A 16635-nucleotide genomic window follows, 5' to 3' on the forward strand; every position below is an offset into this window, starting at 1 on the left:
ATGCGAGAAAACGGCCGCGTGAGCGGCCGTTAGGGTTAAGATTGAACGAGCAGGTAGCGGCGAAAACGCGGCGGCACGTATTCGCCCAACGGCTTGCGCAGATACACCAGCCACACGAAGATGCCCATCAGCAACGACACTACCGCCCCAATGGGCAGGAACCACAGCCAGTTGTTGAAGAACGGCATTGCATCCAGGGCCCTGACCAGGAAGTAAATGGCCACGCCCGCCGCGCTGACGCCCAGTGTAGGCCCCAGAATGGGACGTACCAGGGAGTCCATCATCGAAATTTCGAGGTGCTTGCGCAGCAGATATGGTACGTACCATACCGAGGTGAGCAGGGCCGCCAGAATAGTCCCGAGCAGAATGCCGCTCATGCCCATTTTGTAGCCCAGCCCGATGGATAAAGTCAGGTTGAGGGCAGCTTCTATCATGGCAGCAAAACTCAGGGGGCGGGCAATGCCTTTGGCATTCAGGAAAAACACCCCGGTGCGGGTAATGGTTTGCTGCACCATGATGATCAGGGCCAGTACCAGCACCTGCTGCCCGGCGAAGAAATCGGGGCCAACCCACAGGCGGATAAACCACTCATCCAGGGCCAGCATCAGCCAGAAGGCCGCCAGACTCATCACCACAATCAGCAGCATCATCCGGTGGAAGTACACCCGGGCCCGCGCTGGACCTTCGTGCACCACAATTTCAGCTACGGCGGGCAGGGCGTTTTCGGTCACGCGACCCAGCAGGTTCATACCCACTTCCGGAATGCGCACCGTGAGCGAAAACACCGCCACCAGAGCCAACGACAGCACTTTGCCAATCACTAGGCGGTCGGTGTACAGAATAACCTGCGTGGCCAGCCCGTGCAGAAACATAAAAAAACCGTAGCCCAGCATGGAGTGCGTCAGGGCCTTATCGTAAAACCTGGGGCTAATGCGCACGTTGGGATAGTAGCGCCGCAGCAGCCAGATCTGCACAATGCCGTTGCCGAACAGCTGGAACAGATTGGCGTACACGAACGTCCACAGGCCCACGCCGCGCCAGAGTAGCAGCAGCGTCAGGCCGGTAGTGAGCAGGTTGACGGCAAAGATGGGCGTAGCAATGAGGGCCTGCCGGTGATGGGCGAAGAAGATACCGCCCAGGCCACGCTGGATGAACTGCCCGCCCACCAGCAAACTCAGGGTAATAATGATGGGCACGGCCGGGGCCGCCAGTTCGGGCCGCAGGTCGTAGGCTTTGGGCAGCAAGGGCGCCAGGCTAATACCCAGAATAGCTACCAGCAGCCCAAACCCCGCCGCCACCAGCACCCCCGTCGACATGATGCGGTTCACCATTAGACGGTTGTGCTCGTCGTCGCCCCGGTGCAGTGCCAGGTTGCGGATAACGGCCGAAGACAGGCCGAAATCAAACAGGGCCAGGTAGTTAACTATTTGAAAGAAGATAATAGACAACCCATAGGCATCCTTATCCAGGTATTTGACCATCAAAGGCGTGCTGACGATGGACACCACCATCGAAATGATGGTGAAGGCCTGCGTCGAGACAGTACCCCAGAAGGCAGATTTAGTACGGGAAATTTCAGCCATGAAAAACTACTGGTAACAATCGGAAGCCCCGAAGAGCTTCAACGACCTGTTGCACGGCGCAGGGCCGTGTATTTTACTCCAAGCCGCGCCATTAGCCAGAATAATGCCGTTTTGGGCAGGCGGGTTTCCCGGAAGGCAAACCACAAACGAGCCGGCGCTTCCGGCCCTTGGCTGGCGTAGTAATGCTCGGCATGATCGGCCAGGCTGTGCCGGGCAGCGGCCCATTCCTCCGCACCTTCGAAGTAGCCTTTCCGGTAAATCCGGAAATAGGTTTCGTTGAGGGCTAGTTTGTTGGTATGTATAGCCGAACGGTCATGCACCCGGTACGAGCCCAGCACGGCCGGCAGGTAGGCAAAATGGAATGTTCGGGAAATCCGTAGCCACATGTCCAGGTCCTCCGAAAACAACGTTTCATCATGCGGCCCCACTGCTTCTAATGCCTCCCGCCGAACGGTAGTCGTAAGAGTAGGCAGATACAGGCCCCGCAGCAATGGCACAATCAGGTTACCCTCAGGCGGCGCATCGGCATAAGCCGGGTTGAAGTAGCGCAGGAAGCTGGGAGCCATTTCATGCCCATCGGCATCAATCAGGCGACAATCAGCATACACCGCTCCACAACGCGGCCCCCGGCGGTCAAACTCCGCCACCGTCTGCGCAATGAGGTCCGGATCGAGCACGTCATCGGAACCTACCAATGACACGTATTGGCCGGTTGCCAACTGGGTGCACTCGCTGAACGTGCGAACTACGCCCTGGTTTTTTTCGTGCTGAACGAAGATAACCGGATACCCAGTTTGCCTGGTCCAGTTTTCTACTACTTCAGCGGAATTATCGGTAGAGCAATCATCTACCACAATCAGCTCAATTGCCGGATAGGTTTGCGCCCGTACACTATCCAGTAATGTTACCAGGTAACGTGCGTTGTTGTAAGAGCCAATACCAATACTGACAACAGGATGATTCATCATTTATAGGCTTTCTGGAACTAGGCCGTGCGCGGCTTCACGATAGCGCCGGCCCGTGGCGGGCGACACCCAATAGCCAGACTCCTCAGCCGCCACCAGTTTCTGGCCTTGCTCATCGATCCAGCCATGTTGCCGGGCGGGGTTACCGTATACCAGAGCGTAATCTTTCACGTCCCGCGTAACCGCCGAGGCGATGCCCGTTAGTGCGTAGCGCCCTACGGTTACCCCCGCCAGAATGGTGGAATTGGCACCCAAAGAGCAGCCGTATTTGAGAACGGTTTTAGCCAGAACAAATTCCTTGTTCTTACTACGCGGCCGTACATCGTTGGTAAACACCACGTTGGGGCCGATAAACACATTATCTTCGGCCGTAATACCAGTCCAGAGGTAGACGCCGCACTTAAGCGTCACGTTGGAGCCGATTACCACACCGTTTTCAATGAAACAATGGTCGCAGATATTGCAGTCGGATCCGATTTGGACTCCGTCCAGCACGTGTACAAACGCCCAGATAGTAGTTCCAAAGCCGATATCTTTAGTATCGACTATAGAGCTGGGATGAATGTAGTAAGGCGTTTTATCGGCCATAGCAAACGTTTACTGAGTGATGGGGGGCAATGCGCGAAACACTTCGTAGTCACGGATGTAATCCGCTTCCTGGTATTCCTCGGAGGCAAGGCTGAGCAGTACCGCACCCTCCGTAAAGGTCATTGTGTGCCAGCACAACCGGGGCACCAGCAATCCTTGACTCGGATCCGTCAACTCCACGGTGGCACGGTGTCCGCCAGGCCATTCCAACTCAAAGCGAATAGAGCCGTTCACCGCGAAAATCAGCTGATCCAGCTCATAGTGCGCGTGATGGCCCCGAATGATAGTAGTGGGCGTCAGGTAAGTCCAGTACACCCGCTTGACAGGAAATGGTAACGCCTTATTTTCTGCTATGCTAAGAAAGCCGATGGAATCATCGCCTAGCTTCTTAAGCGGAAAAAGTTGAGGAGTGGGTGTCATTATCTAGTTGAAAAACGAACGAACTGCTTCGGCAACCGCCAGTATGTGCTCCTCCGTCATGCCAGGCCACATGGGTAGACTAAGGCTGGTAGCGGCTAGTTCTTCCGCAATCGGATACTGGCCGACTGTCATCTGCAGATGGGCATACGCTTGCTGCAGGTGCGGCGGTACCGGATAGTGAATGAGGGTGCCAACGCCCTGCGCCGTCAGGTGCTGCTGCAAAGCGTCGCGCCGGGCTGTGCGTACCACATAGAGGTGGTAAACGTGGGTGCTGCCGGCGGCTACCACGGGTAATTGCAGCCCCTCGATACCAGCCAGTAACTCGGTGTAGCGGGCGGCTACTTGCTGGCGCTGGGCGGTCCAGTCGGGCAGATATGGTAGCTTCACCGATAGTACGGCCGCCTGCATCTCATCCAGCCGGGAATTGTAGCCGATTACTTCGTTGTAGTATTTTTTCTGGGAGCCGTAGTTGCGCAGGCTGCGCAGGCGTTGGGCTACTTCCGCGTCGTTGGTGGTGATAGCACCACCGTCGCCGAGAGCCCCCAGGTTTTTGCCGGGGTAGAAGCTCGTGCCGTTGGCGTTACCGAAGCTGCCGGTTACGCCTCCATCGGCGGTGGCGCCCTGGGCCTGGGCATTATCTTCCACTACCACCAGATTGTGGCGGCGGGCAATATCCATGATGGCCGTCATCTCGCAGGCCTGCCCGTACAGGTGCACGGGCATAATAGCTTTAGTACGCGGCGTAATGGCCGCCTCAATCAGCGCCGGGTCGAGGTTGTAGGTAGCCGCGTTGGGCTCCACCGGCACCGGCGTAGCCCCCACGAACGACACCGCCAGCCAGGTGGCGATATAGGTATTGGAAGGCACGATTACCTCATCGCCGGGCCCAATGTTGAGGGTAATCAAGGACAGATGCAGGGCATCTAGGCCATTGGCCACGCCAATGCAGTTTTCTACCTGATTGAAAGCGGCGTAAGCGGCTTCAAAATCAGTTACGGATTGGCCCAGTACGTACCATTGGCTATCATAAACACGAGCAATGGCAGCCAGCACTTCTTCCCGAATAGGGTGATGCTGGGGCGAGAAAGAGAGGAATGGAATCTGCATGAGCGGTTAAAAATCGGAGGGCAAAGGTACGGGTTGTCCGGCCAAATCAGGAATGCGTGGGCGATAACTCCATATCAACCGGTGGCCAGAGCTTACGGTTTACCAGCTCCTGGCGGAGTTGCATAGCCCATTGGTCCCAGTTCAAAACGGTTTCGTAGCGCTGCCGGGCAGCCACCCGCATCTGCTGGTAAGTGGCCTCATCCTGGAACAGGCCCAGAATAGCCGCCGCGAAATCAGAACCGGTAGCACTAAGCGGTAGCATCAAGCCGGTTTTACCCTGCTCCACGAAGCTGGCAATACCGCCGACGTCGGTCGTTACGACGGGAAGCCCGAAAGAGTTGGCATCGGCGAAGGCAATAGCGGCGCATTCGGCCCGGGACGGCAGGATGAAAAAGTCTGCTGTCCGAAAGAGCATATCCAGACGGGCCAGGTCAGCTGGCTCACCCATGTTCAGGTACGGAATAGTTGTGAAGCCCGGATGTTGGTAGCGGGCCGCCTCGTGGGCCGGGGGCGCGCAGCCCACCACCGTCAGGGTAGCGGGCACGCCCATTTCGTTGAGGGCCACCATGGCATCGTAGGCAATGGCTCCACCCTTACGGCCCCACTCGCCCCCCAGCAGAAACAGCCGACACTCGGCCCCGCGGGATTTACCGGCCACTTCCGCGCGGGCGGGCGGCGAGGGGTAATTAGCTCCGAACGGGATGACCACCACTTTGGCCGGATCGGCGCCGTAGTCCTGGATAGCCGACTGCGCAGCCCACTCGGAAGAATAGCAAACCAGTGAAGCCGCATCAAGAGCCCGCTTTTCAATGTGATTCAGCTCCTGCTTCGAGACGTCCAGCAAGCCCATCAGACCGGGGTAGAAGTCGATAAGCTGCCGCAGGGTGGAATCTTCGATGTAGACAATCGGGGCTTTGGTGTTCAGGTAGGCAATTTCCGTGAAGGAAGCCGGGGCCAGCAGTAGATCAAATTGCTGCACCTGGAGCTGGCGGGCAAACCGGCGGGCATACAGCCGCGACAGGACAACGCTCCAGGCGTGATGGTAACGCTTGCCGGTGAGGGGCGTAATCAGGTGCTGGTTCAGCTTATTGCCGATGCGGATAGGCCAGATCATGGGCACCGGACCCAGTGCCGTTACCGGTCCCAGCACCCGTTCGGCGGCCCGGAAAATGGAGTAATGCACCCCCGACCAGGAACGGCGGTTCAAGGGGTCAGTACTGGTCAGAAAACCAATGCGGGGCAGGGCAGGAAGCTTCGCCATTACTCTGCTGCTTGCCCCTGCAAAGGCGTGTTGATAGCCTGAGTGGCAGCCAGCCAGTGCCAGGTGCGCGCCAGCCCGGCTGTGATACCCACTTGCGGCTGCCAGCCGGTGGTAGTGCGGAGCTTACTGCAGTCCAGAATATTGGCGGGCACATCGAAGGGACGAGCCGGCTGCCGCAGCAGGTGCATGGGCCGGCCGGCGGCCACTGCCAGCGGCGCCAGCAAATCCAGAATCTGCCGGTTGGTCAGGCCCTGGCCGCTGCCCAGATTATACACCTCGCCGGGCAGGCCCTCATCCAGCGCCGCCACAATGCCGGTGGCCATATCGGCCACATGCAGGTAGTCGCGCACGGTGCCCTGCTCTCCAAATAGCGTCAGGGACTTGCCATCAAGGATGGAGGCAATGGCGGTGGCTACGAAGCCCTGCCCGCCGTAGGGCCGCTGACCTTCGCCGTAAGCGTTGGCAGGCCGCACGCACACGATGGGCAGTTGCCGGGTTTCGAAATACATGTGGGCGTATTTCTCCAGCGCCAGCTTGGTGATGCCGTACGGGGAAAGCGGCAGCGTTGGGTGATTCTCGGTGATAGGAACGGCTGGGGTGCGACCGTACACCGTACCGCCCGAGGAAATCCACACGAATTTGCGCAGATGAGTCATGGACGCGGCCAGCTCAAACAGCCGCACGGTTTCGGGCACGTTCACCAGAATATCGTTTACGGGGTCCTGGAAGCTGGTGCCGGGACTGGTGGCGTAGGCCAGATCTACTACTTCGCTGGAAGCCTCCAAGGCCTCCCGTACTACGGTGGTACCGGCGTCGGGCGCGTTTTCCAGGTAGCGGACTCCGGCCGGCAGGTTTACCGGGCCGTTTTCCCGACCCACCACGATTACCTGGCGGCCCCGGGCTAATAGCTCGGCCACTACTGCCCGTCCAATGAAGCCGTTACCGCCAATTACGCAGGTAACCGGACTGGCAGCAGCAGTAGAATCTCCCATCATGAACGCTTATTCTGGATAATGAAACTTCCGTACGCGCTGGAAGCTGAAAGTCAGTGGATCTAGCTCAGCAGCTTATCTGCCACGAGCATTTTCAGGCCGCTGAACCGGTTTTGCGCAAGCCGGGCCAGTACCAGACCCGCAAAGATACGGGGAAAGCCGGGTTCCGTACGCTGCATTTCGTGCATAAAGGCCTGGTGCCCGCGCCAGGTGAGTGGCGAGTAAATAAAGGTGTGAAACCACCGCTCCACCAGCATTTGCAGCGCCTCCCGATACACGGCCGGCGTCAGCTCCACTTGTGCCCGCACGTAGCCCAGCACCCGGGCCATTTCCACCAGATTCCGGCCTTCAGCCAGCGTATGGGAGCGCACGTTCTGGCCGTGCGAGCGGAAGTAGTTGAGTGGCGCGGCCAGGTAGCAGACGTTGGTTTGCAGCATGAACCGAATCCAGTACAGCCAGTCGCCGGCCAGGCGCATATCCTCCGGGGCCGGACCTACGGCCGTTGCGGTGCTCCGGCGCAGCAGCACGGCACTGGCGTTCGGGACGATGTTGGTAATGGGCATGTACCGGCGCACCAGTTCAGGACCGGGGCGGTAATAATCGGCGCTTCCCAGGCCATCTTCGAATAGTAAGGCCACGCCAGCGCGCGTGCTATCGGCATCAATGTAGCAGGACTGGCAATAGGCCAGCCCGGCCTGGGGGTGGGTTTCCAGCTGGCCCAGCAGCTGCTCCACCAGCGTCAGCTCGGCGGCATCGTCGCTTTCCGCAATCCAGACGTACTCGCCCGTGGCCAGCCCCAGGCCCTTGTTCCACTGCCGGAAGGTACTGCCGCTGTTCTGCTCGTTGAACACCAGCCGGATGCGGGAATCCCGTTGCGCATACTCTTCCAGAAGCGGGCGGCTCTCATCCGTGGAGCAGTCGTCCATCAGAATTATTTCCAGCTGCCGGTAGGTCTGGTTCAGCACGCTGTCCAGCCGCTCGGGCAGGTAGCGGGCGTGGTTGTAGTTGGGAATGATAACGGAGACTGTGGGCGACGAAACAGACATAGACGGTTAAGCGCCCACCGGGCGGGTGGCAATAGTAGCCTCGATGAGTTGAAGAATAGCCGGGCCCACAGCATCAATGGTATGGGAGCTGAGCACGCGCTGCTGAGCTGTATGGCCCAGCTGGCGGCGGCGGTCGTCGTCGTTTAGCAGGTTCAGGGCCTGCTGAGCCATGGCGGCCGTATCCAGATAGGGCACTACTACGCCGGCGTCGTCCTGCACAAACTCGGGCATACCGCCGGAATTGGCAAAGCACAGTACGGGCGTTTCGGAAAGGGCTGCTTCCAGGCACACCAGCGGAAACGGGTCTTCGCGGGAGGTGAGCAGAAACACGTCGAAGGCAGCATAGTAGCTGGCAATGTCGGCCTGCTCGCCAGCCAGGGTCACGCGGTGCTCCAGGCCCAGCAGGCGCACGTCGCGCTGCAGCTCCTGGTACGTACCCGAGAGCGTGTTCCCTCCTACCCACAGGCAATGCACATCCTCCGTCTGGGCCGCAATTCGGCGGGCCACGTCCACGAACAGATCGGGCCCTTTGCGCCAGCCTAGGGAGGCCATACCACCTACCAGACGGGTACCGGGAGCCAGCCCCAGCTCCGCCCGGATATCACGCAAAACCGGAGCCGCTTTGGGCACCGGGCCGGTGAAGTCGTAGATGCGGTGGGCGCGCTCCGGCGCAACGCCAAACTCCTGCAGATAATATTGCCGCACGGCCTCCGAGCCCATTACGAAGGCATCAACCTGGGCCGCCGAGTTGGCAAACTCCGCCTTGGAATGGTAGTAGAAGGTAGTTTCCAGCTCGTGCAGGTTGCTGATGAGTGGTACCCCCAGCAGGCGCTTGAGTTGAGCGGCAAACTCCACTACCACCGCCGTATTGGCATAAATGACATCGGGGGCAAACTGCTGGGCGGCTTTCAGCACACGCTTCTCATTCGACGCCACTACCTGGCCCAAACGAGAAAAGACGCGGGCGGCCAGGCTGCGGCCGGGCACGTACGTGGGCGTAATCACCTCTACCTGCGACACCTGCGCGAATTCCGGCTCCAGTGCGCCACCCCGCAGCAGCACCAGCATCAGCTCGTGGCCGGAATGCTGCCGGAGCCAGCGCATCAGGTGCAGTTGGGTAAAAGGGGCTCCTGTTCGGGATGCCTCATGCAGTACGCACAGTATTCGGGCCATAAGCGCGGAAAAAGTCGGGGGTTGAGGTTAGTGAGCGGGCACGCCGGCAGCCGGCACCAGCGAATGGTACACGGCCCGGTAGCTCTCGTTCATGGTTTGCACCGTGAACAGGTTGAGGGCGCGCTGACGGTTGTGGGCCCCTACCTCGGCGCGGCGCACCGGGTCGTTGAGCAGGTCCACGATGATATCGGACAAGGCTTCCGCGTCGTCGCCGGGGGCCAGTACGGTGGGATTATCCAGGATTTCTTCCAACGCCCCCATATTGTAGGCGGCTACGGCAATGCCCATGTTCATGGCAAAAGGCGTCACCTGACCGAAACTCTCACTGAACACCGGGGCCACGAACACGGCCATCTGCCGGTAGAGGTCGGCCAGCTTCTCGTAGGCCACGTAGCCGGTGAACGTGAACTGGCTTTCCACCCCGGCGGTGGCCACCTTCTGCCGGAACAGCTCCAGAAACTGGCCGCCCCCCACGATGAGCACTTTGGTGCGGGGCCGCTTCTGCACCGCCCGGATAAACGGCTCGATGGCACGCTCATTGAGCTTGTCGTTGTCGAGGCGGTATACCATTCCAATGGTGTCGGAGTCGGGGGCTACGCCGTTGCGCTCAAAGAACGAGAAGTTGGAACCCGGATGAATCACCTGGTTGGGCATGTTCCGGATACCGTAGGTGTCCTGGGCGTACTGGCTCACATACACGTACCGCGCAATCTGGCGGTGGTAGTAGGGCATGTACGGGATGTTGCAATTCTCAATTACCGGACAGCCGTAGGCAAATGCGCCCTGGAACATCACGTGGTACCAGTACCAGAAAGCGTAGGGCCAGCGCCCGTAGTAATGCACATGCACCAGCGCGGGCTGCACCTGCTGCAGCAGGGCCGTAAACGCGGCCGGGTCGCGCATTCCCGAGCAGTCATGGACTTTTACGCCCACGTAGCCCTGCTCCGCGTGAATGGCCGACAGGGCCACCTCGTGCTCGTACTCGTCGCTCAGGCCTTCAATCAGATCGACGACCAGTTGCTGGGAGCCACCAGTTACGAAGTACGGGATGACGTGCAGAATTTTCGGGCGCTTCCGGCCATCCGTGGGCGCATTAAGCTGAATCTGGTAGGGCTTAAAACCGGGATTGCGCGCAAAGAAATCGGCCGAAGGATTGGCAGCCGATGACGGAGCAGCGGCTTTCCGGGGCAGGCGGGCCTTTACGGCGGCCACCAATGCCTGCACAAAGGCGTTACCCAGCTTTTTCACGCCCACGTAGTCCTCGGCCTGCTGCTGGAGCTGGTTGAGGTGCTGGCGCGTTTCTTCAATGTCATCAATGTTCCACTTGGTGCGCAACATTCAGGGCGGGGTTAGGCGGTGGGCTTCTGCCGGCAAGCTACCGGCGGTAAGCGAATATATTGAGCTGCAAGTCGTAGGAGCTGGTCGTATGAATCGGGTGCTCCACGAAGGGATGCTTCATCTTCTGCCAGGCCGAGTTAATGTAGTACCGGAAGCCGGCCGCCGACAGCATACTCAGCAGTTCCGGCAGCTCCTGGGGCTTGTTTCCCGCGCTGTGGTATTCAATGAACAGGTTTTCTACCCAGTGCAGCTCGTCCTGGCAGTCGCGCAGCACGTCCATCTCGGCCCCTTCGATATCGATTTTCATGAAATCAATTTTCTCCGTCAGGTACGATTTCAGCCGCACGGCCTTGAGGCTGGTCACCTGGGCCGCATCCACACCGGCGGGCAGTTCACCCTCCACAATTTTGCCGCCCAGGCAATTATCGGGCAGGAAATGGATGGAGCCCGCCTGCTTCCACACGGCCGCATTCAGCACTTCTACATCATCGTACCCGAAGGCCTTGAGGTTGTACCGGCAGGTTTCGTGGATAATTGGGTCAGGCTCGAAGCCAACTACCCGCGCCTGCGGAAACTGCCGCTTGAAATAAATCAGGCTCAGACCAATATTGGAGCCGCAATCCAGGATATACGGCGTAGAAGTCTTAGGCTGAAAGCGGTACACCTCCTGAATGAATACCTCCTCCACATTCTGCACAAACCAGAAAGCGTTATTGCGCTTGATTGATTTGCCAAAAAGTGTGGCATTCTGCAAGGCAAAGCCGGTTTCCGTATTGAAATACAGAAAGTCACAATATTCATCAAACGTAACACCCAGCTTTTGAAAGGATTTCATGTACTGAAATCTAGCCAGCGTGTTCTGATGAATTGTTCTTTTCAGGTTGGTCATGTATGTAATTTAAACAGAAACCCAATCATTCAAACCTGCATCATACTTCTTTATCAGCTTAGCAGGCACTCCGGCAATCATACTATAATCAGGAAATGACTTAGTTACTACTGAATGACTACCAACTACACAATTGTTGCCTAGTGTAACTCCGGGCAAAACAGTCACCCGGTATCCTATGAAACAATTTTTACCTATTCTTACTCCTTCACCTTTAACTTCCAACGGCTGTTTGGCCGGCGGAATATCTACTATTGGATTGTAACCATGACCATGATCTGAAACATAAAAATATTCGCTTATTAGTGTATTATCTTCTATTTCAACTGATTTCACGCTGACTATGCAAGCATAATTACCTATTCTTACTTGATTTCCAATCTTGATACTTGGCTGAAATTTATCACCAGGCAGATAAGAAGCAAAGGCTCCTAACCAAGCCATTTTTCCGATGGAGGAATAATCACCTACACTGATCTTATCTCCTCCTTCTATATCCATTGGAAGCTCAAACCATGAAGTATAGGGCAAGGATACTCCCCACTTATTTCCTGAAGTAAACTTTTGCTTGAAATAAGATTCAATTCTGGAGAACAGAAAGGAATTTATCTTACTCTTCACAAAGCTTAACATTTTTCCAGGAATTTAAAATCAAGATTAACTACACCTGACCATCTGTCATCAAGCACAGTTTCATATCTACTTAAAACTCGCAACTTTGTATCACTAACCCAATGATCTACTATAGCCCCATTAACAGCAATTGCAATATCAACTTCGTATTGCGCCGGCTTTAACGGCAAATTCATTTCAAACAGATAACTATGTTCACCCTCTTTTATTGACAAAAAATCCTCGTTGTTATCCCGGCTATTAATCCCTACAATGATATTATTCTCAGCATCTCGCAGAATAAATCCGAACTCTACTCTGTCAGAATCTTGGCTACATCTAACATTTAGCTTGAATATTACCGACTCTTTAGAATACGTAGCATGCACATTTTCTGAGTTACCGCTTGTCAGTGACCAACCAGTAAAGCACACCGGTGTATTCTGCGGGATATTCTCTCTACCGCCGTCCTGCTGACTAGAATCAATGCTTTGGTACTGCTCCAGCACTTGGGTGATACCACCAAATGCCTTCACTGTCCCATTCGACATCAGAAGCCCCTTTTCACACAGGTTCTTGACGGAAGGCAAGTGATGACTAACGAATAGTACCGTGCGTCCTTCGTTGCTACTGGCATCCTTCATGCGGCCCAGGCACTTCTTCTGAAACTCGGCGTCGCCCACGGCCAGCACCTCGTCCACAATGAGAATTTCGGGTTCTAGGAAAGCAGAAACGGCAAAGGCCAAACGCACGTACATGCCGCTGCTGTAGCGCTTTACCGGCGTATCGATGTAGCGTTCCACACCCGAGAAATCCACAATTTCATCGAATTTGCTGCGGATTTCGGCTTTGGTCATGCCTAGGATGGCCCCATTCAGGAAGATATTTTCCCGACCCGTCAGTTCCGGATGAAACCCGGTGCCCACTTCCAGCAGCGAGGCAATGCGCCCGCGCACTTTCACGCGGCCCGTGGTCGGCGCCGTCACCTTCGACAGCACTTTGAGCAGCGTAGACTTACCAGCCCCGTTGCGGCCGATAATGCCCAGCACCTCGCCCTGGCGCACCTCAAAGTTGATGTCCTTGAGCGACCACACAAAGTCACTGTCGCCCTTGGTGGTCCGGTCGTTGGTTTCCCCGATTTTGGCAAACGGATCTTCCTTGCCCCGCAACCGGGCCCAGGCCCGGTTCAGGTCGTGGCTCAGCGTACCCGTGCCAATTTCGCCCAAGCGGTACAGCTTGCCCAGGTTTTCAACTTGAATGGCAATATCACTCATACATTCAGCTTACAGCTCACCAATGGTTCGATCTGACTAAATCAGACCGTATCGGTGAAACTCTTTTCTACTTTATTGAAAACGATGGTACCAATGAGCAGGATGATGAGCGTGGCGGCGGTGCTGTATCCCAGATAAGCCCAGCTGAACGTTCCGGACCCCAGGAATCCGTAGCGGAACGTTTCAACAATTGAATTCAGCGGATTCGCCAGCAGTGCCCAGCGCAACCAGCCGGTGCGGGCGCTGATGGTGGCCAGCGGATAGATGACCGGCGTGGCGTACATCAGCAACTGAATCCCGAAGGCCAGTAGCATGGCTAGGTCGCGGTACTTGGTAGTGAGGGCGCTGAAAATCATGCCTAGCCCCAGAGCCAGCAGCCCCATCAACACTACCAGCACAGGCGTCAGTAGCAGGTAGCCGTTGGGGTGGAGCTTGTCGGTGGTGAGCATGTAGTAAGCCCATACCAGCAGGAACAGCGACAGTTGAATCCCGAAGCGCACCAGGTTGGATAGCACGATGGACAGCGGCATGGTCAGGCGCGGGAAATACACCTTGCCAAAAATGGCCGCATTGGTGGTAAATACCGTCGAGGTCGAGGTCAGGGCCTGCGCAAAGTAGTTCCAGATGGTTACGCCGGCCAGATAAAACACCAGGGGCGGCGCATCGCCAATCGGAATTTTAGCAATGCCGTTGAACACGACCATAAACATGATGGTCGTGAGCAGAGGCTGGATGAAAAACCAGATAGGCCCCAGCACAGTTTGCTTATACGTGGACACGAAGTCGCGCCGTACGAACAGCAGCACCAGGTCGCGGTAGCGCCAGACGTCGGCCAGGCCCAGATCGAGCAGACGGGTTCGGGGCTGAATGACTTCGGTCCACTCTTCCTCGGCCAGGCGAGAGGTGCTGGCGGGGGCGTTTGCCACCGGCGGGGCTTCTACGGTTTGCACAAAGTAGGAGGTTAAGGTTCTGCTCTTCTGCTTTCAAGCAGCGGCCAGCAGCCATGCGCTGGTTTGCGCATACTGCCCGACAAAGATAGCCAAAGCTTGGCTAGTGCTGACTTGCGCGCCGACCGTTACCGCCACGGGCTACTGACAATAGTTGGCGGTTATACCTGCCGCTTAGGGCGCAACAGCTTATGCAACGGCTTTTCCAGATAGGTATACAGTATTACTGATGCTATATTCAATAGAACAAAGCAAATGAGGTAATTATCGGTCACGTATGTTTTAAGCAGAATACTAAATACTCCCATGTGAATCAGATAGAATATATATGAACTTTTGCCCAAAATATCAAAAATTTTACTGGAAAGTATTTTTTCAACAACTGTCTTTTCACTTATAATTCCATAAAAAAATAAGCAAACTATAGCAGCTAACACAACATTATTAAGAAATATTCCAAAAAAATTGTTTTTACTAACTTCTGACTCACCCAGGCAAGACATTACGTAGATAACAAATCCTATACCAAGCAGAGAAAAATATGTAAAAATCCCTTCTTTCAATACTGTTTTTTTCTGAATCCTTAACGCAATAATACCTAACCCTATACCAAAAATAAATTCTGTTACCCTGCCGAAAAACGTAAAATTCAACATAAACTTCACGCTTTCAAAAAATCCAAAAATATTATGTTTTGAAAATAATAAAACCAATAAGAAACCTAAAGCCAAAACGGCTACCCACGAATATATAATAGCATATTTATTTTTTTTACTTAACAACAATACAAATGGTGCAAAAACGTAAAAACACTCTTCAACTGTCAAAGACCACCCTTGCGCAATACCAGTGAATTTAAATCCATTAAAAAAGCCTTTTACAAAAGTTATGTTCAATACAAATACTACAAATTTTTGAATGTCAGAAAAGCCATTATATTGCCCCATAAAATCAAGGCGATTATCCAAACTCATTAAACCAAAGGTTAATGCAGTTAAAATAAAATACACAGGATATATACGAGCAAATCTATTTTTCATATATATTAAAAACCAGCCAGGATTTATCTGATCAACTTTATTGAAATATCTAAAGCATATAAGAAATCCGCTAAGTACAAAAAACAGCGTAACCCCCACATGCATCTGGTCACAGAGACGATACAACAGATTTAGAAACCCTGTCTTATTTTCGTACGAGGTAAATGGGTTGAAATGGTGAAAATACACCATGTAGGCTGCTATAGCCCTCACTCCAGTCAATGCTGGCATATAGGAGCTGAGTACTCTTTGCTCTTTCATTATCTTACGCTGACAACGTTCAAAATATCACTTTAAGAAACCACCATCCATACACCATTTTACTTATAGCTATTAGTTGCACTACTTATATATTTTTTCGCACCAAATAGCATAAAGTATCACCTAGTTGCAGCACACACTTATTGAAAAGCCATAAGCTGCAAAGGTATAGTAAAACTACCAGAGCAGTCAGGAGGATGACGTGGGGCGCTGCTCCTCCACTACGTACATGGGGCGGCGGCGGGCGGCGTCGAGGCTGCGCCAGACGTATTCGCCAATGACTCCCAGGGCTATCATCTGGAAGGCGGAAACGAACAGCACGACCAGCATGAGAGTCGTCCAGCCCTGCGGTTCGGGGGCGCCACCCAGGCGCAGCACAACCAGGAAAAGGCCGTATAGCGTGGCTATTCCACCCAGTAACATCCCCAGCACCGAAATAGCCCGCACCGGAAAGAAGGAAAAGGATAGTAGCGAATCGACGAACAACTTGACTTTTTTACTGATCGTCCAGCGCGACTTGCCTACCTGGCGGCGGCGACGACGGTACGGGATGCTCACATAGGGGTAGCCGAGCCATACCAGTAGATAGAACACGTTGCCGTTGCGCTCCTGCATACGCACTACCTCGTCGCGCAATTGCCGGTCGAAAAAGACCATGTCGAACCCGCCGGAAGGGATGCCAGGCAGTGCAATGCGCCGCATGAGCCAGTGAAAGGTATTGGCTACCAATCGTTGCCCAAAGCCCTCTTCCCGGTCGGCGCGGTTGGCCAGCACCAGTTTCAGGCCCTGCTGCCAGTAGGTGTACATCTGGGCCAGCAACTCCGGCGGGTCCTGCAAATCGGCCGTGATGACGGCCAGACACTCGCCCGTAGCGGCAGCCATACCGGCGACAATGGCATTATAGGAACCTACGTTACCGGCCAGTTTCACTAGCATCACCCGCTCCGGATACTGGGCTTGCAGGTGCAGCAGCGCCTCCCAGGTACCATCGCGCGAGCCATCATCTACCAGCACATACTCAAAGCTGACTTCCGGAGGGAAATTCTGCTCGTTGGCAATCAGCTCGGGCCCGGTGATGGGGATGTTCAACTCATTGTAATAACACGGAACAATGACGGAGAGCTTGGGCATAGCGAAGG

Annotated in this window: 16 protein-coding genes; all 16 read right to left on the minus strand. The window is 55.2% G+C overall.

Features of this window, described 5'->3' with window-relative positions; genetic code table 11:
- Positions 1-35: 35 nt before the first annotated feature.
- The 16 genes from EI293_RS17885 to EI293_RS17960 all read right to left on the minus strand — a co-directional run bounded on the left by EI293_RS17885 (position 36) and on the right by EI293_RS17960 (position 16627).
- The gene (locus EI293_RS17885) at positions 36-1583 is read right to left on the minus strand and encodes a lipopolysaccharide biosynthesis protein (protein WP_125439926.1); all 1548 of its coding nucleotides are present in this window, start codon (positions 1581-1583) and stop codon (positions 36-38) included.
- Positions 1584-1621: 38 nt separating this feature from the next.
- On the minus strand, positions 1622-2548 hold the full coding sequence (locus tag EI293_RS17890) for a glycosyltransferase (RefSeq protein ID WP_170170432.1): 927 nt from the start codon (positions 2546-2548) through the stop codon (positions 1622-1624).
- 3 nt (positions 2549-2551) lie between these two features.
- A complete protein-coding gene (locus EI293_RS17895; RefSeq protein WP_125439928.1) occupies positions 2552-3136 on the minus strand; it encodes an acyltransferase in 585 nt (194 codons plus the stop codon).
- A gap of 9 nt (positions 3137-3145) precedes the next feature.
- Positions 3146-3556, minus strand: a complete 411-nt coding sequence (locus tag EI293_RS17900) for a sugar 3,4-ketoisomerase (protein WP_125439929.1) — start codon at positions 3554-3556, stop codon at positions 3146-3148.
- A 3-nt stretch (positions 3557-3559) separates the two neighbouring features.
- Positions 3560-4663, minus strand: a complete 1104-nt coding sequence (locus tag EI293_RS17905) for a DegT/DnrJ/EryC1/StrS family aminotransferase (RefSeq protein ID WP_125439930.1) — start codon at positions 4661-4663, stop codon at positions 3560-3562.
- 46 nt (positions 4664-4709) lie between these two features.
- Positions 4710-5924 carry a glycosyltransferase family 4 protein gene (locus tag EI293_RS17910; protein ID WP_125439931.1) on the minus strand — a complete coding sequence of 405 codons (1215 nt, stop codon included), beginning with the start codon at positions 5922-5924 and terminating at the stop codon, positions 4710-4712.
- Positions 5924-6919, minus strand: coding sequence for an NAD-dependent epimerase/dehydratase family protein (locus EI293_RS17915; RefSeq protein ID WP_211339613.1), 996 nt, complete (start codon positions 6917-6919; stop codon positions 5924-5926). The genes EI293_RS17910 and EI293_RS17915 overlap by 1 nt, the downstream gene beginning before the upstream one ends.
- Positions 6920-6978: 59 nt before the next feature.
- The gene (locus tag EI293_RS17920; RefSeq protein WP_125439932.1) at positions 6979-7962 is read right to left on the minus strand and encodes a glycosyltransferase family 2 protein; all 984 of its coding nucleotides are present in this window, start codon (positions 7960-7962) and stop codon (positions 6979-6981) included.
- A 6-nt stretch (positions 7963-7968) separates the two neighbouring features.
- Complete coding sequence (locus tag EI293_RS17925; RefSeq protein ID WP_125439933.1) at positions 7969-9135, minus strand: glycosyltransferase family 4 protein; 1167 nt, start codon at positions 9133-9135, stop codon at positions 7969-7971.
- Positions 9136-9162: 27 nt separating this feature from the next.
- On the minus strand, positions 9163-10473 hold the full coding sequence (locus EI293_RS17930) for a glycosyltransferase family 4 protein (RefSeq protein WP_125439934.1): 1311 nt from the start codon (positions 10471-10473) through the stop codon (positions 9163-9165).
- 37 nt (positions 10474-10510) lie between these two features.
- Positions 10511-11308, minus strand: a complete 798-nt coding sequence (locus tag EI293_RS17935; protein ID WP_170170433.1) for an FkbM family methyltransferase — start codon at positions 11306-11308, stop codon at positions 10511-10513.
- Positions 11309-11371: 63 nt separating this feature from the next.
- Positions 11372-11995: an acyltransferase gene (locus EI293_RS17940; protein WP_211339615.1), complete on the minus strand. Its 624-nt coding sequence runs from the start codon at positions 11993-11995 to the stop codon at positions 11372-11374.
- Positions 11989-13248, minus strand: a complete 1260-nt coding sequence (locus EI293_RS17945; protein ID WP_125439936.1) for an ABC transporter ATP-binding protein — start codon at positions 13246-13248, stop codon at positions 11989-11991. Before EI293_RS17945 ends, EI293_RS17940 begins: the two co-directional genes overlap by 7 nt.
- Positions 13249-13289: 41 nt before the next feature.
- Positions 13290-14198, minus strand: coding sequence for an ABC transporter permease (locus EI293_RS17950; RefSeq protein ID WP_246010722.1), 909 nt, complete (start codon positions 14196-14198; stop codon positions 13290-13292).
- A 158-nt stretch (positions 14199-14356) separates the two neighbouring features.
- Positions 14357-15496, minus strand: coding sequence for an acyltransferase family protein (locus EI293_RS17955; RefSeq protein ID WP_125439937.1), 1140 nt, complete (start codon positions 15494-15496; stop codon positions 14357-14359).
- A 189-nt stretch (positions 15497-15685) separates the two neighbouring features.
- The gene (locus EI293_RS17960; RefSeq protein WP_125439938.1) at positions 15686-16627 is read right to left on the minus strand and encodes a glycosyltransferase family 2 protein; all 942 of its coding nucleotides are present in this window, start codon (positions 16625-16627) and stop codon (positions 15686-15688) included.
- Positions 16628-16635: the final 8 nt, after the last annotated feature.

The organism is Hymenobacter perfusus, assembly GCF_003944765.1.
In the GTDB taxonomy this organism is placed as follows: Bacteria; Bacteroidota; Bacteroidia; order Cytophagales; family Hymenobacteraceae; genus Hymenobacter; species Hymenobacter perfusus.